Source organism: Caulobacter sp. GW821-FHT10A06 (genome assembly GCF_059415805.1).
Window position 1 is genome coordinate 594,028 of the sequence record NZ_JBWKNY010000002.1, and the last position, 25,846, is coordinate 619,873.

18 protein-coding genes are annotated in these 25,846 nt (G+C 67.6%); 14 read left to right on the forward strand and 4 right to left on the reverse strand.

Going from position 1 to position 25,846, the window contains the following annotated elements:
• Window positions 1-47 precede the first annotated feature (47 nt).
• The gene (locus tag AC07NF_RS06500) at window positions 48-1,100 is read left to right on the forward strand and encodes a LacI family DNA-binding transcriptional regulator (RefSeq protein ID WP_492810434.1); all 1,053 of its coding nucleotides are present in this window, start codon (window positions 48-50) and stop codon (window positions 1,098-1,100) included.
• On the opposite strand, the gene AC07NF_RS06505 is transcribed toward AC07NF_RS06500, so the two are convergent.
• The gene (locus AC07NF_RS06505) at window positions 1,097-1,735 is read right to left on the reverse strand and encodes a helix-turn-helix domain-containing protein (protein WP_494628004.1); all 639 of its coding nucleotides are present in this window, start codon (window positions 1,733-1,735) and stop codon (window positions 1,097-1,099) included. The two genes, AC07NF_RS06500 and AC07NF_RS06505, sit on opposite strands and share 4 nt — an antisense overlap.
• Before the next feature lie 153 nt (window positions 1,736-1,888).
• On the opposite strand from AC07NF_RS06505, the gene AC07NF_RS06510 reads away from it, so the two are divergent.
• The 8 genes from AC07NF_RS06510 to AC07NF_RS06545 all read left to right on the forward strand — a co-directional run bounded on the left by AC07NF_RS06510 (window position 1,889) and on the right by AC07NF_RS06545 (window position 12,859).
• The gene (locus tag AC07NF_RS06510) at window positions 1,889-3,892 is read left to right on the forward strand and encodes a serine hydrolase domain-containing protein (protein ID WP_494628002.1); all 2,004 of its coding nucleotides are present in this window, start codon (window positions 1,889-1,891) and stop codon (window positions 3,890-3,892) included.
• Window positions 3,892-4,905 carry a dipeptide epimerase gene (locus tag AC07NF_RS06515; protein WP_494628000.1) on the forward strand — a complete coding sequence of 338 codons (1,014 nt, stop codon included), beginning with the start codon at window positions 3,892-3,894 and terminating at the stop codon, window positions 4,903-4,905. The genes AC07NF_RS06510 and AC07NF_RS06515 overlap by 1 nt, the downstream gene beginning before the upstream one ends.
• On the forward strand, window positions 4,902-6,179 hold the full coding sequence (locus AC07NF_RS06520) for a peptide MFS transporter (protein ID WP_494627998.1): 1,278 nt from the start codon (window positions 4,902-4,904) through the stop codon (window positions 6,177-6,179). Before AC07NF_RS06515 ends, AC07NF_RS06520 begins: the two co-directional genes overlap by 4 nt.
• Window positions 6,180-6,356: 177 nt before the next feature.
• Window positions 6,357-8,591 carry a TonB-dependent receptor gene (locus tag AC07NF_RS06525; protein ID WP_494627996.1) on the forward strand — a complete coding sequence of 745 codons (2,235 nt, stop codon included), beginning with the start codon at window positions 6,357-6,359 and terminating at the stop codon, window positions 8,589-8,591.
• 4 nt (window positions 8,592-8,595) lie between these two features.
• The gene (locus tag AC07NF_RS06530; protein ID WP_494627994.1) at window positions 8,596-9,651 is read left to right on the forward strand and encodes an N-acetyltransferase DgcN family protein; all 1,056 of its coding nucleotides are present in this window, start codon (window positions 8,596-8,598) and stop codon (window positions 9,649-9,651) included.
• Window positions 9,648-10,769, forward strand: a complete 1,122-nt coding sequence (locus AC07NF_RS06535) for a YkvI family membrane protein (RefSeq protein WP_494627992.1) — start codon at window positions 9,648-9,650, stop codon at window positions 10,767-10,769. Before AC07NF_RS06530 ends, AC07NF_RS06535 begins: the two co-directional genes overlap by 4 nt.
• On the forward strand, window positions 10,766-12,337 hold the full coding sequence (locus AC07NF_RS06540; protein ID WP_494627990.1) for a serine hydrolase: 1,572 nt from the start codon (window positions 10,766-10,768) through the stop codon (window positions 12,335-12,337). The genes AC07NF_RS06535 and AC07NF_RS06540 overlap by 4 nt, the downstream gene beginning before the upstream one ends.
• Window positions 12,338-12,346: 9 nt before the next feature.
• Window positions 12,347-12,859, forward strand: a complete 513-nt coding sequence (locus AC07NF_RS06545) for a MarR family transcriptional regulator (RefSeq protein ID WP_494627988.1) — start codon at window positions 12,347-12,349, stop codon at window positions 12,857-12,859.
• Here the strand turns inward: AC07NF_RS06545 and paoC are convergent.
• The 3 genes from paoC to paoA are packed head-to-tail and all read right to left on the reverse strand — an operon-like array spanning window position 12,856 to window position 16,636.
• Window positions 12,856-15,054, reverse strand: coding sequence for an aldehyde oxidoreductase molybdenum-binding subunit PaoC (paoC, locus tag AC07NF_RS06550; RefSeq protein ID WP_494627986.1), 2,199 nt, complete (start codon window positions 15,052-15,054; stop codon window positions 12,856-12,858). The two genes, AC07NF_RS06545 and paoC, sit on opposite strands and share 4 nt — an antisense overlap.
• Before the next feature lie 5 nt (window positions 15,055-15,059).
• Window positions 15,060-16,010: an FAD binding domain-containing protein gene (locus AC07NF_RS06555; RefSeq protein WP_494627984.1), complete on the reverse strand. Its 951-nt coding sequence runs from the start codon at window positions 16,008-16,010 to the stop codon at window positions 15,060-15,062.
• The gene (gene paoA / locus AC07NF_RS06560) at window positions 16,007-16,636 is read right to left on the reverse strand and encodes an aldehyde dehydrogenase iron-sulfur subunit PaoA (RefSeq protein ID WP_494627982.1); all 630 of its coding nucleotides are present in this window, start codon (window positions 16,634-16,636) and stop codon (window positions 16,007-16,009) included. The genes AC07NF_RS06555 and paoA overlap by 4 nt, the downstream gene beginning before the upstream one ends.
• A gap of 257 nt (window positions 16,637-16,893) precedes the next feature.
• Between paoA and AC07NF_RS06565 the strand changes: the two genes are divergently transcribed.
• The 5 genes from AC07NF_RS06565 to AC07NF_RS06585 all read left to right on the forward strand — a co-directional run bounded on the left by AC07NF_RS06565 (window position 16,894) and on the right by AC07NF_RS06585 (window position 25,828).
• Window positions 16,894-18,783: an ulvan lysase-like protein gene (locus tag AC07NF_RS06565; protein WP_494627980.1), complete on the forward strand. Its 1,890-nt coding sequence runs from the start codon at window positions 16,894-16,896 to the stop codon at window positions 18,781-18,783.
• 55 nt (window positions 18,784-18,838) lie between these two features.
• Window positions 18,839-19,540: an FABP family protein gene (locus AC07NF_RS06570; protein WP_494627978.1), complete on the forward strand. Its 702-nt coding sequence runs from the start codon at window positions 18,839-18,841 to the stop codon at window positions 19,538-19,540.
• Window positions 19,541-19,777: 237 nt separating this feature from the next.
• The gene (locus AC07NF_RS06575; RefSeq protein WP_494627975.1) at window positions 19,778-23,026 is read left to right on the forward strand and encodes a TonB-dependent receptor; all 3,249 of its coding nucleotides are present in this window, start codon (window positions 19,778-19,780) and stop codon (window positions 23,024-23,026) included.
• A 59-nt stretch (window positions 23,027-23,085) separates the two neighbouring features.
• Window positions 23,086-24,633 (forward strand): tryptophan halogenase family protein, encoded by a 1,548-nt coding sequence (locus AC07NF_RS06580; RefSeq protein WP_494627973.1) that lies wholly within the window; start codon window positions 23,086-23,088, stop codon window positions 24,631-24,633.
• Window positions 24,626-25,828, forward strand: coding sequence for an alpha-galactosidase (locus AC07NF_RS06585; RefSeq protein ID WP_494627971.1), 1,203 nt, complete (start codon window positions 24,626-24,628; stop codon window positions 25,826-25,828). The genes AC07NF_RS06580 and AC07NF_RS06585 overlap by 8 nt, the downstream gene beginning before the upstream one ends.
• Window positions 25,829-25,846: the final 18 nt, after the last annotated feature.

Below are 25,846 nucleotides of genomic sequence, written 5' to 3' on the forward strand. Positions count from 1 at the left end.
GTCTTTCTTTGCGCTATGGCTCGTCCATGCGCGGGAGACTCACTGATATGACAGCGCCAGCGACCCGAAAGCCTCGCCTCTCGCGCGGGGCCACCATGGCCGACGTCGCCGACCGGGCGGGCGTGTCGCGCATGACGGTGTCGCGCGTCATCAACGAGGGCGCCAAGGTCCGGGAAGAAACCCGGCTGGCCGTGCTGGCCGCGATTCGCGACCTCAACTTCGAGCCCAACCTGGCCGCCCGCAACCTGGTGATGTCCGGCGAACTGCGGATCGGCGTGGTCTATTCCAATCCCAGCTCGGCCTTCATGAGCGACTTTCTGGTCGGCGTGTTCGAGGAAGCCACCAGCGCCGGCGCGCGATTGATCCTGGTGCGTGGCGAAAACGGCCAGCCGCCAGCGCTCGAAGAGCTGCAACGGCTAGTCGGCGCGGGCGTCCATGGCGTGGTGCTGGCGCCGCCGCTGGGCGAGTCCGCCCTGGCGCTCGACATTCTGCACGCGGCGAACCTGCCGATCGCCGTGGTCGCGGCGGGCAAGCCGCCCAGCGACGCGATCAATGTCCGCATCGACGACCGCCAAGCCAGCCAGGCCATGGCCCAACACCTGCTGGACCTTGGCCACCGGCGGATCGGCTTCATCGCCGGCAATCCCGACCAGACCGCCAGCGCCGTGCGCCTGGAGGGCGCGCGCGCCGCGATCGCCAAGGTCGAGGGGGCCGAGCTGGTCGTGGCGTCGGGCGCCTTCAGCTACGACTCGGGCCTGCGCGCCGCGGAGTCGCTGTTGGACTCGGACCGGCCGCCGACCGCGATCTTCGCCAGCAATGACGACATGGCCGCTGCAGCGGTTTCGGTAGCACACCGCCGGCATCTGGACGTGCCGCGCGACCTGACCGTGGTCGGGTTCGATGACACGACCGTCGCCACGACGCTGTGGCCGCCGCTCACCACCATCCGCCAGCCCGTGCGGCAGATGGCGGCCATCGCGCTGGATCGGCTGATCCGCGCCCTGCGATCCAACGACGAGACGGACGAGATCTTCGCCGACCACGTCCTGGAGCATGTTCTGATCGAGCGGGACTCGACAGCCCCGCCGCGCGAGGTCTAGCGGCGGGCCTGCTTCTGGTCCTCGTGGATGTCCAGGAGGGCGTTCATCAGTTCGGCGTCCTCGCTGGACATCACGCCCAGCACCTCGGCCTCGTCGCAGCCCTCGGCGGCCAGATAGGCGTGGCCCATGCTGGAGTCGATGTAGATCGACTGGCCCTGTTCCAGCACCACCGGGTCATAGAACTCGGTCGTGACGACGATCCGGCCCTTCAGCACGAAGATGTATTCCTCTCCCGCGTGGCTGACGAGGTCGCCGAACTGCTCGGCGCTCTTGGCGCGGATCTTGGTGATCACCGGGATCATCCGTTTCCCGCGCAGCTCGGTGTGCAGGTAGTAGTAGTCGTAGTTCGGGGTCTCGACGCGCACGGCGCGGTCGACATCGCCCAGGCTGCGTCGCGCGGTCACCGCCTGGGGCGGACTTGTGTCTTCTTCCGCGAATAGCTCCGACATCCGCATGCCCAGACGCTGTGAGAGCTGTTGCAGCTTGTCGTAGGTCAGGGTCAGGCGGTCGTGCTCGACCTTGGACAGGGTCGAGACGGGGATACCGCTCTTCTCGCTCATCTGCTTGAGCGTCCAGCCCTCACGATCTCTCAGTCCACGCAGCAGGGTTCCAAGCGTGTGGGCATTGGCAGGCACGCGCCACGACTCCTCGAGGCAGTTGACGAATTTTCCAATCAGGATAGCAATTGTCCTGATCAGGATTGTTGTCTCCCAATCTATCGGCTGAGCCGAGCGGGAGCAATCCGCCAAAGGTCGAGGGAGGGCGAGGGAATGAGGGCGATCAAAAGAGTGGCGGTCGTAGTGGCCGCGGTGTTGGCGGGGCTGGGTTCGACCCAGGCGCAGACGCGGCAGGAAACGGCGACGCCGCCGGTGGCCAAGGTCGCGCCGTCGCCGGCCGCCGCGCCGGCGATTCCGTCGGCCAGCGCCACGCTGACCAAGGCCGATGTCGATCTCTGGCTGGACGGCTACATGCCCTACGCCCTGCGGGTGGGCGACATCCCCGGCGCCGTGGTCACGGTGGTCAAGGATGGCCAGATCCTGACGACGCGCGGTTTCGGCTATGCCGATCGCGACAAGAAGACGTCGGTCGATCCCTACAAGACCCTGTTCCGGCCGGGCTCGATCTCGAAGCTGTTCACCTGGACGGCCGTGATGCAGCAGGTCGAGGCCGGCAAGATCGACCTGGACGCCGACATCAACCAGTACCTGGACTTCAAGATCCCGGCCTACAAGGGCAAGCCTGTCACCACGCGCCAGCTGATGACCCACACGGCCGGCTTCGAGGAAGTGGTCAAGGAGCTGATCTTCTACGGCAAGCCCGAGCCTGAGCTGGGCGCCTATCTGAAGAACCACGTGCCCAAGCGCATCTTCGAGGCGGGCGTGACGCCGGCCTATTCGAACTACGGCACGGCCCTGGCCGGCTACCTGGTCGAGCGCGTGTCGGGCGAGAAGTTCAACGACTATATCGACCGTCACGTCACCGGTCCGCTGAACATGCGGAACACCACGCTGCGGCAGCCGCTGCCCGCCAACCTGGCCGGCACGGACGCCATCGGCTACTCCAAGCCGGGCAAGCCCTCGAAGGGCTTCGAGATCGTCGGCCCGGCCCCGGCCGGCTCGGCCTCGTCCACGGGCGCGGACATGGGCCGCTTCATGATCGCCCACCTGCAGGGCGGCGAGCTGGACGGCCAGCGCATCCTGTCGGCGGAAACGGCCCACACGATGCACTACAGCCCGCTGAACAAGGTGAACCCCAAGTCGCTGATCGGGCCGCTGGATCGCATGGAGCTGGGCTTCTTCCAGACCTCGATCAACGGCCGCTACGTGATCGGCCACCTGGGCGACACCGAGGGCTTCCACTCCTCGCTGCACCTCTACATGAACGAGAATGTCGGCCTGTATCTGTCGGTGAACAGCGGCGGTCGCCAGGGCGCGGCGGGCACGCTGCGCACGGCCATCTTCCGTGACTTCTCCGACCGCTATCTGTCCTATGCCGGCGCGCCGGACGGCAAGGTCGACGCCAAGACGTCGGCTGAGCACGCCAAGGCCTTGGCCGGCCCCTGGCAGGTCAGCCGCCGCGCCGACGGCAGCTTCCTGTCGCTGTTCTACATGATGGGCCAGGCCAAGGTCGCCGTCGGACCCAAGGGCGAGCTGATCGTCCCCAGCATCCTGGGCGCCAACGGTCGTCCCAAGGAGTGGGTCGAGATCGCCCCTTACGTCTGGCGCGAGGTCGGCGGTCATGACCGCCTGGCCGCCCAGGTCGAGGGCGGCAAACCCGTCCGCTGGAGCTGGGACTTCGGTTCGCCGTTCATGGTCTTCGACCGCATCCCGGCCGGCCAGAACGGCGCGTGGCTGCTGCCGGCGCTGTTCGCCAGCATCGGCGTCCTGGCCCTGACCTTCCTGTACTGGCCGGTCGTGGCCCTGGTGCGTCGCCGCTACAAGACCAAGGCCGACATCACGGGCAAGGCGTTGACGGCCTCGCGCGCCGCGCGCGGCGGGGCAGGCCTGCTGCTGGCCCTGATCGTGGGCTGGGGCGTGGGCGTGACGACGATGACGTCCAGCGCGGCCGCCATGGCCGGCGGCATGGACGGGATCATGCTGCTGCTTCAGGGCCTGGGCTGGGTGGTGTTGCCGCTGGCCCTGGCGACCGCCGGCTGGAACGCCTGGCTGACCTGGACCGACGGCCGTAGCTGGGCGCGCAAGCTGTGGAGCGTGCTGCTGGTGCTGGCGACGCTGCTGCTGTTCTACGTCGCTCTGACCTTCCACCTGCTGGCTATGTCGGTGCACTACTGATGGGCCGGCTGACCCTGGACATCGCCAGCGAGACCCTGCGGCTGGCGCAACCCTTCCGGATCGCCGGCCACGTGTTCGACACGTCCGACATCATTGTCGTGTCGCTGTCGACCGTAAGCGCGAAGGGGCGTGGCGAAGCGTCCGGGGTCTTCTTCCTGAAGGAGACCGTGGACAGCATGCGGGCTCAGCTCGAAGCGGTCCGCGAGGCCATCGAGGCCTGGCCCACCCGCGAGGCGCTGCGCTTCATCCTGCCGCCGGGCGGAGCCCGCAACGCCGTCGACTGCGCCCTATGGGAGCTGGAGGCGGCGCTGACCGGACAGCCGGTATGGAAGCTGGCGGGGCTGGACGCCCCCCAGCCACTGCGTACCACCTTCACCCTCGGCGCCGACACGCCCGAGGCGATGGCCAAGGGCGCGATCGACTACGCCCAGGCGCGGTCGATCAAGATCAAGCTGACCGGCGATCTGGCGCTCGACCAGGACCGGGTGCGGGCCATCCGCGCCGCGCGCCCGGACGCCTGGCTGGGCGTCGATGGCAACCAGGGCTTCGTCCGCGCGGATCTGGACGGCCTGGTCGAGACCCTGGTCGAGCAGCGGGTGTCGCTGCTGGAGCAGCCCCTGGCGCGCGGCCATGAGCACGAGCTGGAGGGCTTCGACAGCCCGATCCCCATCGCCGCCGATGAGAGCTGCGTGTCGCTGCCCGACGTGTCGGCGGCGGTCGGCCGCTTCCAGGTCATCAACATCAAGCTCGACAAGTGCGGCGGCCTGACCGAGGGCCTCTTGATGGCCGCCAAGGCGCGGCGGCTGGGCCTGGGCGTCATGGTCGGCACCATGGTCGGCACCAGCCTGGCTACTGGCCCGGGCTTTGTGCTGGGCCAGATCTGCGACCTCGTCGACCTGGACGGTCCGACCTTCCTGGCCAAGGACCGGCCGCCCGGCGCGGTCTACAAGGACGGCACGGTCTGGGCGGGCGAGGGCGTGTGGGGCGCTCCGGCCTCGGCGGCGGCCGCATGACCGACAAGGTTCTCGAGCCGTCGCCGTGGTTTGGTCAGCCGCGCGGCCTGACCGTCCTGTTCCTGACGAACATGTGGGAGCAGTTCTCCTACTTCGGCATGCGCGCGCTGCTGGTCTACTACATGACCAAGCAGCTCTTGATCGCCCAGGGCACGGCGTCCCTGATCTACGGGACCTATACGGCCTGCGCCTATTTCACGCCGATCGTGGGCGGGGTGATCGCCGACCGGCTGTTGGGCAAGCGACGGGCGATCATCATCGGCGCCAGCGTCATGGCCGCCGGCCATTTCATGATGGGTTTCGAGAACCTGCTGTACGTCGCCCTGGCCACGATCGCCCTGGGCAACGGCCTGTTCCTGCCGACCCTGCCCAGCCAGATCAACGACCTCTATGCCGAGGGCGATCCCCGGCGGGGCTGGGCCTATAACGTCTATTATCTGGGCATCAATATCGGCGGCTTTCTCGCGCCCCTGCTGTGCGGGACGTTGGGCGAGGTGTTCGGCTGGCACGTCGGTTTCGCGGTGGCGGGCCTGGGGATGCTGGCCGGTCTGCTGATCTATCTGTGGGGCCAGCGCTATTTGCCGGCCGAGCAGGGTAGGGTCGTCGCTGCGTCGGCGGCTCCGCGCGGGCGGATGGGCCTGCCGACGGTGCTGGTCCTGGCGGGCGTGGCGCTATCGGTCACCGTCTTCCGAGGGGCCTACGAGCAGGCTGGCAATACCGTGGCCTTGTGGGCCGACGCCGGGGTGAACCGGGCGCTGGGCTCCTGGACCGTGCCGATGACCTGGTTCCAGTCGCTGAACCCGCTGCTGGTCATGGCCATGACGCCGATGCTGCTGGCGGGTTGGAAGAAACGCGCCGACCACGGCCGCGACACGTCGCCGGCTCAGCGCATGGCGACCGGGGCGCTGATCGTGGCCGGGGCCTATCTGCTGCTCTGCGCCGTCGACGCCTTCAGCGGCGGCAAGGCGCACTGGCTGTGGCTGGTGGTCTTCTTCGGGATCTACACCTTCGGCGAGCTGTTCATCCTGCCGACGGGCCTCGGTTTATTCGCGCGCCTGGCGCCGCCGGGATTCGGCGCGACCACCGTGGCGGCCTGGTACCTGACCATCTTCGCCGGCAGCCTCAGCGCCGGCCTGGTCGGGACGCTGTGGAGCAAGATGTCCCACACGACCTATTTCGCGCTGCTCGCGGGTCTGGCTGTCACCGCCGCGATCCTCCTGCGTCTGATCGATCCGTGGGCGCGGCGCGCCGAGGCCGGCGAACCGTCCGAATAGCGCGCAATTGTCGTTGACAATTCTCTGATTGGGATAACAGTGTCCTGAATAGGATTAAATTTGCGTAATGGGCTGAGGTCGGAAACGGGGAACCCGGACGACCTCTCAAGCGCCGGCGGGAAGAGGGCGGCATCGCCCCGGGGGCCGTCCGGCGCACACAACAACGAGGGGACTAGAATGAAGCTCAAGCGTACGACCCTGCTCATCTCCAGCGCCGTCGGCGCGCTGCTGACCCACTCCGCCGCTCTGGCGGCCGATGAAGCGCCGAAGGTCTCGACCGTCGAGGAAATCGTCGTCACCGCCCAGAAGCGCGAACAGACGCTGATCGACATCCCGCAGGCGATCTCGGTGGTGTCGGGGGACGCCCTGGAGATCCATGCGGCGACCAACTTCAGCGACTACCTCAAGCTCGTGCCCGGCCTGCAGCTGGTCCAGAGCACGCCCGGTCAGGGCCGCCTGGTCATGCGCGGCGTCAACACCGGCGGCGTCGCCTCGACCGTGGCCGTCTATATGGACGAGACGCCGTTTGGCTCGAGCAGCGCCCTGGTCAACGGCGCGGTGCTGGCCGGCGACTTCGACACTTTCGACGTCGCCCGCATCGAGGTGCTGCGCGGCCCGCAGGGCACGCTGTATGGCGCCAGCTCGATGGGCGGCCTGCTGAAGTTCGTGACCAACACGCCCGACACCAAGGGCTTTACGGCCCGTGCCCGCGGCGCGCTTGAGGACACCAAGGGCGGCGCGATGTCGTATCGCACCACGGCGATGGTCAACATCCCGCTGGGCGAGACGGTGGCCCTGCGCGCCTCGGGCTTCTACCGCAAGGATGGCGGCTTCATCGACTCGATCGGCACCAGTGGTTCGGACGTCGAGAAGGACATCAACGACGCCAAGGTCTATGGCGGCCGCGCCTCGCTGCTGTTCAAGCCGACCGACAAATTCGACCTGCGCCTGACCGCCGTGCTGCAGGACATCAAGGCCGACGCCCCGACCGTGGTCGAGAGCGATCCCAACACCCTGAAGACCAAGTACGGCCGGCCGACCCTGTCGCAGTTCGTGCCGGCGTTCTCGGACGTCGACTACCGCGTCTACAACGGGGTGGTGAATTACGACCTGGGCTTTGCGACCTTCACCTCGTCCAGCAGCTTCAGCAAGCTGAACCAGACCAAACGTGACGACGCCACTTTCAATCTCAGTGGGCTGATCAAGTCGGCGCTGGGTTTCACCAACGAGCTCTACCTGGCCCAGAACACCAACAACCGGAAATACACCCAGGAAGTCCGCCTGGCCTCGAACCCCGGCGCCAAGTTCGACTGGATGGTCGGCGGCTACTTCACCGACGAGAAGGGCCTGATCCACCAGGAATATATCGCCGTCACGCCGGGCACTCTGACCCAGCTGACCGGCATCCCGCTATTGGCCAACCTGGATCTCAGCTCGCGCTACAAGGAATATGCCGGCTTCGCCAACGCCACCGTGCATCTGAGCGACCGCATCGACGTCGATATCGGCGGCCGCTACAGCCACAACAAGCAGAGCGCCAGCCAGGCGGCCAAGGGCGTGCTGGCCGGCGGCACGCCGATCGCCAGCAACCTGACCTCGTCGGACAACGTCTTCACCTACTCGCTGGCCCCGAAGTTCAAGCTGGACGACCGCCGCTCGATCTACGCCCGCGTCGCCAAGGGCTATCGTCCCGGCGGCCCGAACGTGATCCCGCCCAGCGCCCCGGCCGGCACGCCGGCCAGCTTCGATCCGGACACCGTCACCAGCTATGAGGCCGGCTTCAAGGGCGAGACCGCCGATCATCGCCTCAGCCTGGACGTCGCCGCTTTCCACATCGACTGGAAGGGCATCCAGCTGCTGACTGTGGTGAACAACTTCGGCATCAACGCCAATGGCGCGGACGCCAAGAGCGACGGCGTCGAGTTCAACGCCACGGCGCGGCTGGTGGGCGGCCTGACCGTGTCGGCCAACGGCGCCTATACCGACACCAAGCTGTCGGGCGACACCAGCGCCCTGGTCGGCGGCAAGAAGGGCGACCAGCTGCCGTTCACGCCGAAGATCAGCCTGGGCTTCAACGGCGACTACAGCTGGTCGATCGGCGAGAACCAGGCCTATGTCGGCGCCTCGCTGCGGGTCATGGGTAAGCAGAGCGGCACGTTTGACGCGACCTATCGCACCGCCAATGGCAAGCAGCGCGAAGTCCCGTCCTATGAGGTGGTCGACTTCCGGGCGGGGATGAGCTTCGGCAAGGTCGACCTGGAAGCCTACGTCAAGAACGCCTTCGACGCCGACGGCAAGGTCTCGAGTTCGGCGATCACGGCCAGTGGCCTGCCGGTCTATCCGACGGGTGCGATGGGCACGGGCGTGATCCGGCCGCGCACCATCGGCGTCAGCCTGACGGCCGGCTTCTGATCGCATGAGCGCCATCGCCAGAGCCACGCGTGATGAAGTCCGGGAGGAGGTCGGCGGCTTGCCATCGCCGTACCTCCTGTTCCTCGGCGATACCGTCGAGCCGGGCTACGCCAAGACCGCTTTCGGCCTGCGTGACTGGGTCGGCGAGCGCTGTGTCGGCGAGTTCGTCCTGCCCGGCGGGCGGGTCAGCACCGGCCTGCCGGCCCTGGCTCCCGCGCAGGCGGCGGCCGAGGGCGCGCGGGGCCTGGTGATCGGCGTCGCCAACGCCGGCGGGATCATCCCGTCGGCCTGGATCGCCGGCCTGGTCGAGGCGCTTGAGGCAGGGCTAGACATCGTCTCGGGCATGCACGCCAAGCTCGGCGACATCCCCGAACTGAAGGCCGCCGCCGAGCGGACCGGACGCCGGCTGATCGACGTGCGCACGCCGCCGCCGGGCATTCCTGTCGGCTCGGGCAAGCCGCGCTCGGGCCGCCGGATCCTGACCGTCGGCACCGATTGCGCCCTGGGCAAGAAGTACGCGGCCCTGGCCATCACGCGGGGGCTGAAGGGTAGGGGGCTGGACGTCGACTTCCGGGCGACCGGCCAGACCGGCATCATGATCGCCGGCTCGGGCATGCCGATCGACGCCGTGGTCTCCGACTTCATTGCGGGGGCCGCCGAGATGCTAAGCCCGGCCGCGCCGGCCAGCCACATCGACGTCATCGAGGGGCAGGGTTCGCTGCTGCATCCGGCCTATGGCGCGGTGTCGCTGGGTCTGCTGCAAGGCAGCCAACCGGACGCCTTCGTGGTCTGCCACGAGCCGGGGCGCACCGAAATCCTGGGCCACGCCGGTCACGCTGTCCCGTCGATCGAGGCGGTCATCGAGGCGACCATCGCGCTGGGCCGTGTGACCAGTCCGAACATCCGCTGCGCCGGCATCAGCCTCAACACTGGCAAGCTGTCGCCCGAAGCGGCTCAGGCCGAGATCGAGGCCGTGGCCGCGCGGCTTGGCCTGCCGACTGCTGATCCGCTGCGCTGCGGGGCGGCCTTCGAGCGCCTGCTCGAATCCTGCCTCCTATGAGTGGCCAGGCGTCAGGCTGGTTCAGCCGCTGGCTGCTGCCGGGCCTGGCCTTCAAGGCCGCCGTCATCGGCGGCGGCTATGCCACGGGCCGCGAGATCGCCGAGTTCTTCCTGTCCGCCGGCCCATGGGGCGGCTTGGCCGGCCTGACCCTGGCGACGCTGATCTGGAGCGGCATGTGCGTCCTGACCTTCCTGTTCGCGCGAGCGAGCGGAGCGCGGGACTATCGCAGCTTCTTCCAGGCGCTGCTGGGCAAGGGCTGGATCGCCTTCGAACTGGCCTACGCCTTCTTCGTCATCATCGTGCTGGCCGTGTTCGGCGCGGCGGCGGGTGAGATCGGCCACGCGGTGTTCGGCGCGCCCAAGTGGGCTGGGATGCTGGCGCTGCTGGTGGGCGTGACCGCCTTCGCGGCCTTCGGCAACAAGGTGGTCGAGCAGCTTTTCGCCTGGGTCTCGATCCTGCTTTACGGGGTGTACGGCCTGTTCCTGATCCTGGCCCTGACGACCTTTGGCCACGACATTGCCGCCGCGTTCTCGGTCCCGATGCAGGTCGGGACGGACGCCTTGGTCGGCGGCGGGACCTATGCCGGCTACAACATCATCGGGGCGGTGATCATCCTGCCGGTGACCCGCCACCTGCTCAGCGACCGCGACGCGGTCACCGCCGGCCTGATCGCCGGCCCGCTGGCCATGATCCCGGCCTTCGTCTTTTTCGTCTGTATGTGCGCCTATGCGCCCGAGGTCAGCGGCGCGGCCCTGCCGTCCGACGTGCTGCTGGCCAAGCTGAATCTGCCGATCTTCCGCCTGCTGTTCCAGGTGATGGTGTTCGCGGCCCTGCTGGAGAGCGGCACGGGCGCGGTGCACGCCATCAACGAGCGTGTGGCCGGCGCCTTTCAAGCCCGGATCGGGCGGGCCTTCGGCGTCCGCGCTCGCGCGCTCTGCGCCCTGGCTCTGCTCGTCTTCTGCATGGTCCTGGCCGAGCGGGTCGGGCTGGTCCGCCTGATCGCCGGCGGCTACCGGCTGCTCGCCTACGCCCTGATCGCGCTCTACGTCATTCCGCTGGCGACCCTGGGCCTTGTCCGCCTCGCCCGGCGTCCCGCCTTCCAACCGGAGGTCTCATGATCAGCCTCGTTCTCGCCGCCGCCCTTCAGGCGGCTCCATTGGCGGCCGGTCCCGTCGTCCAGCCGCCCAAGAACTTCGACGCCCATGTCGAGGCGCTGCGCCAGAAGGTCGGCGCGCCGGGCCTGTCGATCGCCATCGTCGACGAGGGCCAGACGGTGCTGGCCAAGGGTTATGGCGTGCGCAAGCTGGGCAGCCCTGAGAAGGTCGACGCCGACACCCTGTTCATGACCGGCTCGACCGGCAAGGCGGTCACCGTGGCGGCCCTGGCCACCCTGGTCGACGCCGGCAAGCTCTCCTGGGACGACAAGGTCACCGACCGCCTGCCGGGCTTCCAGATGTACGACCCGTGGGTGACGCGCGAGCTGACCGTGCGCGACCTGCTGGTTCACCGCAGTGGCCTGGGGCTGGGGCAGGGCGACCTGCTGTTCGTGCCGCGCAGCAACATCCCGCGCGCCGAGGCCGTGCGCCGCCTGCGTTATCTCAAGCCCGCCACCAGCTTCCGCAGCGGCTACGCCTACGACAACGTCCTCTACATGGTCGCCGGCCAGCTGATCGAGGCGGTCACCGGCCAGACCTGGGAGGACTATGTTCGCGAGCACGTCTTCGCCGCGGCCGGCATGACCGGCTCGACCACTGACGGCCGTCGTTTCCAGATCGCCAACCGCGCCCAGCCGCACGCTCGCATGAACGGCGGCCTACGCGGCGCCGGCGACCAGGAGGTGCTGGACGAGCGCGACGAGCTCTCGACCAGCGCCGCCCCGGCCGGCGGCATGGCCGTCAGCGCCAACGACATGGCCAAGTGGCTGAAGCTGCAGCTGGCCCACGGCGCGCTGCCGGGCGGCAAGCGGCTGTTCAGTGAGGCGCAGTCCAAGGCCATGTGGCAGCCCACCGTGATCCAGCCTCTGGACAAGGTCCCGCCGGGCTTCGAGGTCACCAGGCCGACCTTCCAGGCCTATGCCCTGGGCTGGGAGATCCAGGACTATCGCGGGACTCAGATCGTCTGGCACGGCGGCGCGGTGTTCGGCTTCAAGACCGTGGTCGTGCTGATCCCCGACCGCAACGTCGGCTTCTCGATCGAGCTGAACAGCGAGGACGGCGAGCTGCCGCGAGGCCTGATGTACGAACTGCTGGACCACTATCTGGGCCTCAAGCCCGAGCCGTGGACGGACCGCTACATCACCTACAAGAAGCAACTGGTCGGCGGAGCGCTGAAGGCCCTGGGCGGCGTCCAGGCCAAGCCGGCCGGCATCGGGCCCTCGCTGCCGGTCGCCAAGTACGCCGGAACCTACAGCGACCCCTGGTACGGCGACATCGCGGTAACCCAAGGCGACGGCGGCCTGCGTATCGACTTCAAGTCGACGCCGCGCATGGCCGGCAAGCTGGAGCACTGGCAGTACGACACCTTCGTCACCCGCTTCGACGACAAGGCGCTGGAGCCGGCCTACGTCACCTTCGGCCTCAATGCCGATGGCGGGGTCGAGCGTGTGACCATGAAGGCGGCGTCGCCGATCGCCGATTTCAGCTGGGACTATCACGACCTCCTGTTCACGCCGAAACGCGGCGACTAGGCGGCGCAAGTGAACCAGATCAGACCCGGACCGCCGCATCTTTCGCGCCAGGCGCCGGCCCCCCGCGTCGGCCTGGAGGCGGACCTGGAAATCCTGGCTCAGCTGGAGGGCAAGCCGCTGCCGACGGTCGCCGAGCTGGCCCAGATGTTTGACGTCTCGCAAACCACGGCCCACCGGATCATCACGCGCTTCAAGCAGAGCGGCCTGCTCAAGCTGGTCGACCGCGTGCGGCTGCCGGGCGACGTCTGCCACTGCATCGCCGATCTGCGCACGCGGCTGCTGGAGGTGCGCGACCTCGACCAGTTCGAGGCCCGGCTGCGCAATGACTCGGCCGTCTCGGCTGCCGCCGCCGTCACCGGCAAGCACAGCTACCGCGTCACCTCCCTGCATCGCGGCGTGGCCGAGGCGAACCTGTGGTTCAAAGCCCTGCTGAACGAACCGGCCGTCATCGACGGCGCCCTGACCTTCTTCCGCCCGATCATCGATCGCCAGCACTACGCCCGCGCTTTGCTCGGCGACTAAACCACGACGGGCATGTCCTTCAGCAGCTTGTCCAGGGTGACCGGGTACTCACGCACCCGTACGCCGGTGGCGTTGTAGATCGCGTTGGCCACCGCCGCGCCGACCCCGCAGATGCCCAGTTCGCCGACGCCCTTGGCCTTCATCGGCGAGGACATCGGGTCGGTCTCGTCCAGGAAGATCACTTCCTGGTGCGGGATGTCGGCATGGACCGGCACCTCGTAGCCGGCCAGGTCGTGATTGACGAAGAAGCCAATACGCTTGTCGACGACCAGCTCCTCCATCAGCGCCGCGCCGGCGCCCATGGTCATGGCTCCGATCACCTGGCTGCGGGCGGCCTTGGGATTGAGGATCCGCCCGGCGGCGCAGACGGCCAGCATGCGGCGGATGCGGATCTCGCACGTGGCGACGTCGACCCCGATCTCGACGAAGTGGCCGCCGAAGGTCGACTGCTGGTGGGTCTTGGTCAGGTCGCCATATTCCATGGCGTCCTCGACGACGATCGGCGCGTCGGCGGCGGCTTGGGCCAGCGGCAGGCTTTGGTTGCCAACCTTCACACGGCCGTCCGAGAACTCGGCCGTCGCGGGATCCAGGCCCAGCTTGGTCGCCACCGCTTCGCGCAGCTTCACGCAGGCGGCGTAGACGCCGGCCGTCGAGCTGTTGGCGCCCCATTGGCCGCCCGAGCCGGCCGACACGGGGAACGAAGAGTCACCCAGCTTCACCGTCACCTGGTGCAGCGGCACGCCCATCATCTCGGCGGCGGTCTGGGCGATGATCGTGTAGCTGCCGGTGCCGATGTCGGTCATATCGGTCTCGACCACGACCTGGCCGGTCGTCTCCAGCCGCACGCGGGCGGCCGACTTCATGACCAGGTTGTTGCGGAAGGCTGCCGCTACGCCCATGCCGACCAGCCAGCGGCCATCGCGGACCTGACCGGGACGCGCGCTGCGCTTGGCCCAGCCGAACTTGTCGGCGCCGGTGCGCAGACACTCGACCAGCTTGCGCTGCGAGAACGGCCGGCCGGCCTTTTCCGGGTCGACCTGGGTGTCATTGATGACGCGCAGTTCGATCGGATCGATGCCCAGCTTCTCGGCCAGTTCGTCGATCGCCACCTCCAGCGCCATCAGGCCCGGCGCTTCACCTGGCGCGCGCATGGCGTTGCCTTCCGGCAGGTCCAGCACGGCCAGCTTCATCTTCATCATGCGGTTGGCGCCGGCATACAGAAGGCGGGTCTGCTGGGTGGCGGTCTCGGGGCCGCCCTCGGGCAGGTCGCCGGACCAGCTTTCATGGCCGATTGCGGTCAGCTTGCCGTCGGCCGTCGCGCCCAGGCGGATGCGCTGGATCGTCGCCGGGCGGTGCGGGGTGTTGTTGAACATCAGCGGCCGCTGCAGGGCGATCTTGACCGGCCGGCCCGCCGCCTTGGCCCCCAGCGCCGCCAGGATCACATCGGCGCGGATGAACAGTTTGCCGCCGAAGCCGCCGCCGATATAGGGCGAGACCAGCCGGACATTGTCCTTCGGGATGCCCAGGGTCTTGGCCACGTCGGCCCGGCTCCAGGCGATCATCTGGTTGGCGGTCCAGACCGTCAGCTTGTCGCCTTTCCAGGTCGCGATGGTGGCGTGTGGCTCCATCATGGCGTGGGCGTGGTCGGGCGTCGTGTAGGTCTCGTCCAGCTTGACCGGCGCGGCGGCGAAGGCCGTGTCGAAGTCGCCGACGGCGGTGTCGGGATTGCTCTTGCCGACCGGCGGCGCGCCGTCCTTGGCCGAGGCCAGGTCGAAGGTCCCCTTGGCGCGTTCGTAGTCCACCTTGATCAGGGCGGCGGCGGCGCGGGCCTGCTCGAAGGTCTCGGCGACCACGACCGCGACGGCCTGGTGATAGTGCTGGATGTCAGGGCCGCCCAAGAGCTTGGCGGTGTTGAAGTCGCCCTTGCCCAACTTACCGGCCGTCTGGGCGGTGACCACGGTCACGACGCCCGGCGCGGCCTTGGCGCGGGTGAGGTCCATGGACTTGATGCTGCCCTTGGCGATCGCCGAGCCCAGGACATAGCCGTAGGCGACGTTCTCCAGGGCGTCGTGCCGCTCATAGGCGTAGGGCGCCATGCCGGTGGTCTTCAGCGGACCGTCGATGCGGTCAGTGGGCTTACCGACCACCTTCAGCTGGTCGATCGGATTGGTCGTGGCGGGGGTGTCGAACTTCATGGCTTTTAGGCTTTCGCTTCGGCGATCGCCGCGCCCAGGGCGCGTTCGGCCAGGGTCAGCTTGAAGGCGTTCTGCGAGGTGGTCTTGGCGCCGGCGAGCAGGAGTTCGGACACCGACTTGATGCCCTGCGGAAGGTTCGCCTCGGCGGCCTCGACCCGCCAGGGCTTGTGCGCCACGCCGCCCAGGGCGACCCGGCCCGTGCCGTCCTTGTGCAGGATGGTCGCCACCGAGACGAGGGCAAAGGCGTAGGACGCCCGGTCGCGGACCTTATGATAGGCGTGCGTCCCCCCGACCGGCTTGGGCAGGGTGACAGCGGTGATCAGCTCGCCCGGCGTCAGCGCGGTTTCGACGTGCGGCGTGTTGCCCGGCAGGCGATGGAAGTCCGCGATAGGGATGGTGCGGGTCGCGCCGTCCGGCTTCACGGTCTCGACGCTGGCGTCCAGCACTCGCATGGCCACGGCCATGTCGCTGGGATGGGTGGCGATGCAGGCCTCGCTGGTCCCCAACACCGCGTGCGAGCGGGTGAAGCCGCCGATCGCCGAACAGCCCGCGCCGGGGTTACGTTTATTGCAGGGCATGTTGGTGTCGTAGAAGTACGGGCACCGCGTCCGCTGCAGCAGGTTGCCGGCCGTGGTGGCCTTGTTGCGCAGTTGGCCCGAGGCTCCAGCCAGCAGGGCGCGCGAGAGGACGCCGTAATCCTTGCGCACGCGCTTGTCGGCGGCCAGGTCGGTGTTGCGCACCAGAGCGCCGATGCGCAGGCCGCCGTCCTTGGTCGCCTCGATCTTATCCAGCTTCAGGCCGTTGACGTCGATCAGCCGGCGGGGCGTCTCGATCTCCAGCTTCATCAGGTCCAGCAGGTTGGTGCCGCCGGCGATGAAGCGGGCGGTCGGGTCCTTGGCGACGGCCGATGCAGCCTCCGCCGGCGTGCGGGCGCGTTCGTAGGCGAAGGCTCTCATGCCAGGCCTCCCGCGACGTCCCCGATGGCTTCGACGATGTTGGAATAGGCTCCGCAGCGACAGATGTTGCCGCTCATCCGTTCGCGGAGTTCCTCCGCCGTCACCTTGGGGGCGTCGGTCAGGTCGGCCGTGACATGGCTTGGTACGCCGGCCTTGATCTCGTCCAGCACCGCCTTGGCCGAGCAGATCTGGCCCGGCGTGCAGTAGCCGCACTGGTAGCCGTCATGCTTGATGAAGGCCGCCTGCAGCGGGTGCAGCTTGTCGGGCGTGCCCAGGCCTTCGATCGTGGTGATCTCGTCGCCCTCGTGCATGACCGCCAGGCTTAAGCACGAATTGATCCGCCGCCCGTCGACGATGACCGTGCAGGCGCCGCACTGGCCGTGGTCGCAGCCCTTCTTGGTGCCGGTCAGCCGCAGGTGCTCGCGCAGGGCGTCCAGCAGGGTGGTGCGGGTGTCCAGGTTCAGCGACCGCTTCTGGCCGTTCACCTTGAACGTCACCTGATGCAGGCTGGGCGCGTCGGGCGTCGCGGCGCTGGCCGCAGCGGGCGCGCCGACGATGGCGGCCGAGGCCGCGCCGGCGGCCATCAGGTCGCGCCTCGAGAGGCTGAGGTCTTCGATGTCGGCCATGTCATTCTCCGATCCTCCGCGGACGCCGCGACTATAAGCGGCGGGAACGGCGGGTAGTTGCCGCGCAAAGGTGCGGTTCAGGCTATCGGACGATCCAGGAGGCGATTAGTCCGTTTTGTTCCACATGCTGATGAATTGGATTCATCAATCGCGCGTTCCGTCACTCTAACGCAAATTGGCATGACCGATACCTAAAATTGGCCTGTCCAAATCTCGTTCGCGCCGCCATGGTGCCCCCAATAATGACGGAGGGGCGGATGACCGGGCAGGGCGCGGGACTTTCACGCAGGGGGATGCTGGGCGTCTCGACGGCGGCGGTGCTGGCGCCGGCCGTGGCCAGGGCAGCCGTGCGAGCTGACCTCCAGCCCTATGAGCACCTGCTGAAAACCTGGTGCGACGGGCTGCTGGCTTACCAGGTGACGGGCTTGGCCGGGGAGGGCGCCAATGGCAGTTTCCTATGTCCGGGCTGTGGCATGGTCCATGGACGCGTCGCTGACACCGTCTATCCGCTGCTGCGCATGGCTCGGACCAGTGGCGACGCTCGCTACATCCGCGCCGCCAAGGCCGCTCAGACCTGGAGCGAGCACAATGTCAGCCGACCCGACGGCAGCTGGGTCAACGACGTGTTCCTGAACGACTGGAAGGGCATCACCGTCTTCCGCGCCATCGCCCTGTCGGAGACGTTGCTGCACCACGGCGACCTGCTGGACGCTCCGACGCGCGAGGCCTGGCGGGCGCGGCTGGCCAAGGCCTACGACTTCCTCGACGGCTTCATGAAGGTCGACACCGGCAACATCAACTATCCGATCTCGTCGGCCTACGCCTTCTCGCTCGGGGCCGAGGCGCTGGGGCGCGACGCCTATGTCGCCAAGGCGCGTGACTTCGCCCGGGCCAGCCTCGACTTCTTCACGCCAAACGGCCTGCTGTTCGGCGAAGGCCATCCGCAGCGTGGTCGCACGGCCAAGGGCCGGCCGCCGGTCGACCTGGGCTACAATGTCGAGGAGTCGTTGCCGGCCCTGGCCATGTACGGCCTGCGCACCGGCGACCAGGCGCTGCTGGATCAGGTCGTCACCAGCCTGCGCGCCCACATGGAGTTCATGCTGCCCGATGGCGGCTGGGACAACAGTTGGGGCACGCGGAACTTCAAGTGGACCTGGTGGGGCAGCCGCACCAGCGACGGTTGCCACCCTGCCTATCGCCTGCTGGCCGATCGCGATACGCGCTTCGCTGAGGTTTCGGCGCGCAACTTGGCCCTGATGGCGGCCTGCACGCATGACGGCCTGCTGTATGGCGGTCCGCACTATCGCGTTGCCGGCTACAAACCCTGCATCCACCACACCTTCAGCCACGCCAAGGCGCTGGCGGCGGTGCTGGACCTGGCCGAGCCGCTCGCGCCGGAGCCGCGCGCCGAGCTGCCGCGAGACAAGCCTTATGGCCTGAAGCCATTCCCTGAGATCGGGACGCACCTCGCCTCGCTCGGCCCCTGGCGAGCGACCTTCACTGACTACGACTTCGACTACCTGGCGCCGGCTGGCGGCGGTCACGCCTCGGGCGGCGCGATCTCGTTGCTGCATCACCAGGTGCTGGGGCCAGTGCTGGCGGCCAGCATGACGCGCTACAAGGCCGTCGAGATCAGCAACCAACAGGTCCCGATCGACGCCGCGCACCAGCCGCTGACGCTGCGGATCGAGGTGGTCCAGGGCAAGGACGCCTTCACCAGCGTCGCCGATTTGGCCGCGACGCTGGAAACCGTCGAGCGGGACGGCGCGGTCGTCGCCACGGCGTCCGGTCGCTTGAAGACGCCCGAGGGGCGCGAGCTGGAGCCGCCGGTCGCTTTCACCGCGGCCTACAGGGTGACGCCGCGCGGGTTGGAGCTGAGCGCGAAGGTTTCCGGCCTGGGTGATCGCGCCGCGCATCTCGTGGCGCCGGTCGTGGCGAGCAAGGACGAGCGCGCCACGCGTCGAGACGCTCGTTCAGTCGCCATCGCCAAGTCCCGTGGCGTGATCGAGGTGTCCAGTCCGGACGCCGACCTGACCGGCGACCTGGGGAAGCGGATCTTCAATCTCGTGCCTGGTCTGCAGGCCATGCCGCTTTCGATCAAGCTGGTGGATGGGCAAGTCGCTAGCCTGGCGATCAGCGCCGCTTGACGCGCCCGCTCGGGGCGGTAGAGCCGGCGGCAAGCTTCACCAGAGCGCGGACGCCATGCACGACTTTCCCGACGACATCTTCACTGAACCGGAGGACGTGGATCCGGACACTCTGGCCAATCTGGGTCCGCTGCGCCGCTTGGCCGGCGTCTGGGAGGGGATGAAGGGCGTCGATCTGAACCCCAAGGCCGACGGCCCCGAGCGCCGCGAGTTCCTCGAGCGCATCGAGATGCAGCCGATCGACCCGCAGGCCAACGGCCCGCAGCTGCTGTACGGCCTGCGCTACCACGTCCACATCGTCGCCTCGGACGAGGACACCACCTTCCACGACCAGGTCGGTTACTGGCTGTGGGAGCCGGCCTCGGGCCTGATCATGCAGACCCTGTCCATTCCGCGTGGGCAGACCGCTCTCGCGGGTGGCCGCGCCGCCGAGGACGGCTCGGGCCTGGTCGTTCGCGCCGAGCGCGGCAGCCCTGGCTACGGCATCAGCTCGACCGACTTCCTGGAATGGGCGTTCCGGACCGATTCCTACGAGCTGGACGTGCGCTTCGAGGACGACGGTGGCTGGTCCTACACCTCGACCACCATGCTGCAGGTGCGGGGCAGGGCGGCGCCGTTCCGGCACATCGACCGCAACACCCTGCACAAGGTCGCCGAGCCTCGCCCCAATCCGTCGGCGCGGATCGCCGCCGGACAGGCCAGCCTGGTCGAAGCCCACGGCTTCGTCTCGATCGCGCCGCCGGAGAGCGTGGACTAAAAACCCCTGAGACCCGGCAGCGGATAACCCCTCGCTGCCGGGAAATCGTGGCCGTGAAAAACCCGCTTGTACGATAAATGCGCCTCGGTTAATTAAAGTATATTAAATAAAAGATTCCGGGGACGGTGAGGCGACGCACGTCGAACTCACCGCAAACGGCGGTCCGCTCGGTCAACCGGCCCGGCGGCAGTTTTCAGGGGTGGAAACGTGAAGGCAATCAACAGGAAAAGTGTGCTCTTGGCGTCGGTCGCGGCCGTCGCCTGGTCTGGCGTGCTGGTCGCATCGGCCCAGGCCCAGACAACTACGGCTGGCGGGGACAGCGCTGTCGATCAGGTGGCCGAAGTCGTGGTCGTCGGCCAGCGCAAGGCGATCCAGTCGGCCCAGGACCTGAAGAAGAACTCCGAGGAAATCGTCGACTCGATCACCGCCGTCGATATCGGCGGCCTGCCGGACCGTTCGGTGACCGAGGCGCTGCAGCGCGTGCCGGGCGTGACCATCGGCCGAACCAACCAGCCTCGCGACGTGGACCGCCTGAACGCCGAGGGCTCGGGCATCCAGATCCGCGGCCTGACCTGGGTGCGCTCGGAACTGAACGGGCGCGACATGTTCTCGGCGCGTGGCGGCCGGGCCATCTCTTGGGAAGACGTGACGCCCGAGCTGTTCGCCGGCGTCGACGTCTACAAGAACCCGTCGGCCGACATCGTCGAAGGCGGCTTGGGCGGTACGGTCAACCTGCGCACGCGCATGCCGTTCGACCAGGCCGGCCGGCAGATGGCCTTCTCGGCCGACTACACACGCGGCGACCTGCGCAAGGAAGGCACGCCGTCCGGCAGCTTCCTGCTGAGCGACCGCTTCGACACCAATCTGGGCGAGTTCGGCATGTTGGTCAGCATGTCCAGCTCCAAGCTGAAGACCGCCGTCAACAGCATCGCGGTCGACCCGTACAACGCCCACGGTCTGGGCGTGAAATCCTCGTACGACGGCGGCGCGACCTTCAACTTCAATGGCGACAATGCGATCGCCGGCCAGGGCAAAGCCCGGGTCTTCGTGCCGGTCGGCGTGCAGTATCGCAACAACGAGCAGGACCGGAACCGCAACGGCTTCTACGGCGCCTTCCAATGGCGGCCGAACGACAATCTGGAGCTCTACACGACCCTGTTCCGCACCGAGGCCAAGCAGACCTTCCAGGACCGCTTCGCCCAGACCTCGGCCTGTTGCTCGGCGACCAACAACCAGTCGTTCGTGGTCGGCCCGGCGACAGGGACCGCGTTCACCTTCGACTCCGACGGCAACTTCCTCAAAGGCCAGCTGGTCGACGGCGGTGGCGGCGGCAACGGCGTGGCCAACTCGTTCCTGCTGAACCTGGGCACCCGTTACGGCGTCGTGAAGGACAACACCAACGACGTCTCGGCCGGCTTCAAGTGGAGCAACGACCACTGGCAGGTCACCGGCGACCTGCAATACGTCTATTCGCATCGCGGCAGCACCGACCTGACGGTCTACAACACCGTCACCCTGGCGGGCGGCTTTGGCCTGGATCTGACCGGCGAGCTGCCGAAGATCACCATGAGCAACGTCACCAGCACCCCGTCGGCGTTCAACCTGTACGCCGCGATGGACCACATCGACGACAACGATGCTCGGGAATATTCGGGCAAGTTCGACGCGACCTATTCGTTCGACGACGACAAGTTCCTCAAGGACATCAAGCTGGGCGTGCGGGCGACCTCACGCGACGCCAACTCGCGCGACACGGCCTACAACTGGAACCTGATCTCGGCGCCCTGGGCGACGCGCGTGACCGCGACGGCCGACAAGTACACCCAGCACCAGGACAAGGTCAGCTTCGACAACTTCTTCAAGGGCGACCTCTCGGTCCCCGGCCTGATCATGCCTTCGTTCGACTTGGCCAAGAGCCCGACGGCGCTCTACGAATACCTGAAGAACACCATCTGGAATGGCCCGATCCCGGGCGGCGGCCCGGCCTATAGCGACGGCGAGTACGGCTACTACCCGCGCGGCGGGCCGAACGGCACGATCCCGACCTGGTCGCCGGCGGGCGGGACCTACAGCCCGTTCACGCAAGGCACCCTGATGAGCTACATGCCCATCTGGGCCGCGCCGACCGGCAGCATCAGCTACTGGCAGCCGCTGGGCGACGTGAACACCAGCTTCACCAATTCGGGCGGCCGAGGCGTCAATCGTCAGTGGGAAGACACCACCGCGATCTACGGCAAGGTCCGCTTCGGAACCGACCTGCCGTTCTCGTGGGGCGACCAGGGCATGAGCTGGGACGGCAATTTCGGCCTGCGGGTCGTCCGGACCAAGACCGACGCCAACGGGTTCGGCACCATCAACCTGATCGACCAGGGCCAGCGACGCTTCGCCTCGTCCACGGCCTCGACCAAGATCACCTATGCCGACGGCCGGGCCTTCACCACGACCGGCGGCACGGACTACACCGACGTACTGCCCAGCCTGAACCTGCGCCTGAAGGCCCGGGACAACGTGTTCGTGCGCTTCGCGGCGTCCAAGAACATCGTCCGGCCCGACTTCAACCAGCTGGACCCGTCGATGTCGGTGTCGGGCACGCTGCAATCACGCCCCGCCACGGTGGCGGACGGCCTCATCAACGCACAGACCGGCGTCGCCTACACCCAGGCCGAGCTGAACACCGCGGCGGCCGGGGGCTCGGCGGTCCAGTACCACACCGACGTCGCCTTCGGTTACTTCGGGGGCAATCCGAACCTCAAGCCGATGCGGGCCAATTCGTTCGACCTGTCGGGCGAGTGGTACTTCCACGGCGGCATGCTGGCGGTCGGCGCCTTCAAGAAGGACGTCTACGACTACATCCAGTCCACGCCGACCCTGCTGAACATCACGACCTCGAACGGCAGCACCGTGCAGGCCATCGGCACCGTGCCCCAGAACATGGGCCACGGCAAAATCTACGGCATGGAGTTCCAGTACCAGCAGTACTACGACTTCCTGCCCGGCGCGCTGGGGGGGCTGGGCACGGAATTCAACGCCACGATCCTGGACAGCAAGGGCACGCAGAACGTGTCCAGCAGCACCACGGACGCTTCGCAGATCAACGCCTCGAAGCTGGACCTGCCGCTGGAGCAGCTGTCGCGCTACACCTACAACGCCACGCTGCTCTACAGTAAGTACGGCATCGACGCCCGCCTGGCCTACAACTGGCGCTCGCGTTACCTGATGAGCGCCTCGGCCTCGAACCTGATGGTGCCGGTCTACGCCAAGGCCTACGGCCAGCTGGACGGCTCGGTGACCTACGGCCTGACCCCGCAGGTCAAGGTCGGCCTGCAAGTCGTGAACCTCCTGAACTCGCGCTACGACCTGGAGATGGACCAGCGCGACAGCTGGTACCTGGGCACGCAGGGGAACTTCTCGAAGTCCCTGGTCCGCACCCATAGCTGGACCGTCAGCGACCGCCGTGTTTCGTTCATCGTGCGCGGGACCTTCTAGGCCCCCTGTAACCCCGCCGGCGTCTTGCTGGCGGGGTCTTTTGGATGAGCGAAGGCGGCATGGAAAACGCGGGAAAGATCTCACACCTGGTCATCGTCGGCGGGGGTACGGCCGGCTGGATGTCGGCGGCGTTCTTCTCGAAGGTCTTCACGCCGCAGCAGATGAAGATCACCCTGGTCGAGTCCGCCGATATCGGCACGGTCGGGGTGGGCGAGGCGACGATCCCGCCGATCACCTTCTTCAATCAGGTGGTGGGTGTCGACGAGCGGCGGATGCTCACCGCGACCCAGGGCACGTACAAGCTGGGCATCGAGTTCGTCGGCTGGGGCGACCCCGGCGACGCCTACATGCATCCGTTCGGCAACTACGGCCCGCCGATGGACGGGGTGTCGTTCCACGCCTTCTGGCTGCGGGCCCGCAAGCTGGGCTATCAGGCCGATCTGTCCGAGTTCTCGCTGAGCTGCGTGGCCGCCAAGGCCGGCAAGTTCGACTGGCGCACCGAGGATCCCCGCGATCCGCGCGCGGCCATGGCCCACGCCTATCATTTCGACGCCTCGCTCTACGCCAAACTGCTGCGCGAGGTGGCCGAGGGGCGGGGCGTCAAGCGCGTCGAGCGCACGATCAAGGGTGTGAACCTCGAATCCCTGGACGGCACGATCGCCTCGCTGGCGCTGGATGGCGACGAGACGCTGGCGGGAGACTTCTTCATCGACTGCTCGGGTTTCCGAGGGCTGCTGATCGGCGACGCCCTGGGCGTGCCTTACGAGGACTGGTCGGACTTCCTGCCGGCCAACCGCGCCGTGGCCGTGCCGACCGCGCGCTACGAGGATCCGATCCCCTATACCCGCGCCACGGCCGACACGGCCGGCTGGCGTTGGCGGATCCCGCTGCAGCACCGCACCGGCAACGGCTATGTCTATGTCAGCGACTTCATCAGCGACGACCAGGCGGCCGACGATCTGCTGGCGGCTCTGGCGGCCGAGCATCCGGACAACAAGGTGCTGGCCGATCCGCGCTTGCTGCGGTTCACCACCGGTCGGCGTAAGCGGTCAAGGGTCAAGAACTGCGCGGCGATCGGGCTGTCCAGCGGCTTCCTGGAGCCCCTGGAGTCGACCTCGATCCACCTGATCCAGCACGGCCTGATCAAGCTGGCGGGCAGCTTCCCGCTGGCCAAGATCGATGCGCCGGTGGCCGATCTCTACAGTCAGATGATGGGCGAGGAGATGGAACAGATCCGCGACTTCCTGATCTACCACTACCACGCCAACCGCCGCGTCGGTCAGCCGCTGTGGGACCGCATGCGCCACATGACGATCCCGGACTCGCTGAAGCTGAAGATGGAGCTGTTCCGCACCCGCGGGGCGACCATCTTCCCCAACCAGACCATCTTCCAGGAGCCGAACTGGCTGGCGATCATGATCGGGCAGGGCGGCATGCCCGAGGGCCACGACCCTCTGGCCGATCTGATGGACGAGCGCCTCATGGCCGAGCGGCTCCAGCACGTGCGCATGGCCTGTCGCCAGGCGGCCCAGCAGATGCCGACCCACGCCAGCATTCTGGAGCGCGTCCCCGCGCCCGATCCTATGAAAGGAACCGTTGATGCCTAGGCCATCCCAGCGTCTGAGCGCCTTGCTGGCGGCCGCCGCGCTGATCCTGCCGACCGCTGCTTTCGCGGCCGACAAGGACCCGCCGCCGCGCGTCACCAACGGCCTGGCCCAGACGCCGCCGATGGGCTGGAACAGCTGGAACAAGTTCGCCTGCAACATCGACGAGGCCACTGTGCGCCGCGTCGCCGACGCCATGGCCGGCAACGGCATGAAGGACGCCGGCTATCAGTACGTGGTGATAGACGACTGCTGGCACGGACCGCGCGATGTGAACGGCTTCATCACCTATGACGCCAAGCGTTTTCCCAGCGGCATCAAGGCGCTGGCCGACTACGTGCATTCGAAGGGGCTGAAGTTCGGCATCTATTCCGATGCGGGCCGGCAGACCTGCGGCGGACGTCCGGGCAGTCAGGGGCACGAGTACCAGGACGCCAAGACCTATGCGTCGTGGGGCGTCGATTATCTGAAGTACGACTGGTGCGCGACGGGCACGCGCAACGCCGAGGAAGCCTACACCCTGATGGCCGACGCCCTGCGCGAGACCGGCCGCGACATCGTCTTTTCCATGTGCGAGTGGGGCACGGCCAAGCCGTGGCTGTGGGCTGCCGCCGTCGGCAACCTGTGGCGCACCACCGGCGACATCACCGACAAGTGGGACGGCAAGCACGACTATTCGCTGGGCGTGCTGCGTATCGTCGACCTGAACGAGCCGCTTTATCCATTCGCCGGTCCCGGCCACTGGAACGATCCGGACATGCTGGAGGTCGGCAATGGCGGCCTGACCACGACCGAGTACCGCTCGCACTTCAGCCTGTGGGCCCTGATGGCCGCACCGCTGATCGCCGGCAACGACGTGGCCAACATGGACAAGGACACGCGCGACATCCTGCTGAACAACGAAGTCATCGCCGTGAACCAGGACCGCCTGGGCGTTCAGGGCCGCCGCGTGCGCGACGACGGCGACCTGGAGGTCTGGTCCAAACCCCTGGCCGACGGCAGCCGGGCGGTGATCCTGTTCAACCGCAGCGAAGCGGCCAAGCCGATCGCGGTCGACTGGACCGAGTTGGGCTATCCGGCGACGCTGAAGGCTCAGGTGCGTGACCTGTGGGCCGGCAAGGACCTGGGCGCCATGAAAGGCCGGTTCGCCGCGACGGCGCCGTCGCATGGCGTGGTCATGGTTCGCATCACGCCTTAGCCGGGTCTGTCTTTCCTG

What these genes read in the sequence shown, in the direction of transcription:
- AC07NF_RS06570 (WP_494627978.1), top strand. Translation starts at nt 18,839, where the DNA reads ATGCACGACTTTCCCGACGACATCTTCACTGAACCGGAGGACGTGGAT.
- AC07NF_RS06520 (WP_494627998.1), top strand. Translation starts at nt 4,902, where the DNA reads ATGACCGACAAGGTTCTCGAGCCGTCGCCGTGGTTTGGTCAGCCGCGC.
- paoA (WP_494627982.1), bottom strand. Translation starts at nt 16,636, where the DNA reads ATGGCCGACATCGAAGACCTCAGCCTCTCGAGGCGCGACCTGATGGCC.
- AC07NF_RS06515 (WP_494628000.1), top strand. Translation starts at nt 3,892, where the DNA reads ATGGGCCGGCTGACCCTGGACATCGCCAGCGAGACCCTGCGGCTGGCG.
- paoC (WP_494627986.1), bottom strand. Translation starts at nt 15,054, where the DNA reads ATGAAGTTCGACACCCCCGCCACGACCAATCCGATCGACCAGCTGAAG.
- AC07NF_RS06500 (WP_492810434.1), top strand. Translation starts at nt 48, where the DNA reads ATGACAGCGCCAGCGACCCGAAAGCCTCGCCTCTCGCGCGGGGCCACC.
- AC07NF_RS06555 (WP_494627984.1), bottom strand. Translation starts at nt 16,010, where the DNA reads ATGAGAGCCTTCGCCTACGAACGCGCCCGCACGCCGGCGGAGGCTGCA.
- AC07NF_RS06585 (WP_494627971.1), top strand. Translation starts at nt 24,626, where the DNA reads ATGCCTAGGCCATCCCAGCGTCTGAGCGCCTTGCTGGCGGCCGCCGCG.
- AC07NF_RS06525 (WP_494627996.1), top strand. Translation starts at nt 6,357, where the DNA reads ATGAAGCTCAAGCGTACGACCCTGCTCATCTCCAGCGCCGTCGGCGCG.
- AC07NF_RS06535 (WP_494627992.1), top strand. Translation starts at nt 9,648, where the DNA reads ATGAGTGGCCAGGCGTCAGGCTGGTTCAGCCGCTGGCTGCTGCCGGGC.
- AC07NF_RS06530 (WP_494627994.1), top strand. Translation starts at nt 8,596, where the DNA reads ATGAGCGCCATCGCCAGAGCCACGCGTGATGAAGTCCGGGAGGAGGTC.
- AC07NF_RS06540 (WP_494627990.1), top strand. Translation starts at nt 10,766, where the DNA reads ATGATCAGCCTCGTTCTCGCCGCCGCCCTTCAGGCGGCTCCATTGGCG.
- AC07NF_RS06580 (WP_494627973.1), top strand. Translation starts at nt 23,086, where the DNA reads ATGGAAAACGCGGGAAAGATCTCACACCTGGTCATCGTCGGCGGGGGT.
- AC07NF_RS06565 (WP_494627980.1), top strand. Translation starts at nt 16,894, where the DNA reads ATGACCGGGCAGGGCGCGGGACTTTCACGCAGGGGGATGCTGGGCGTC.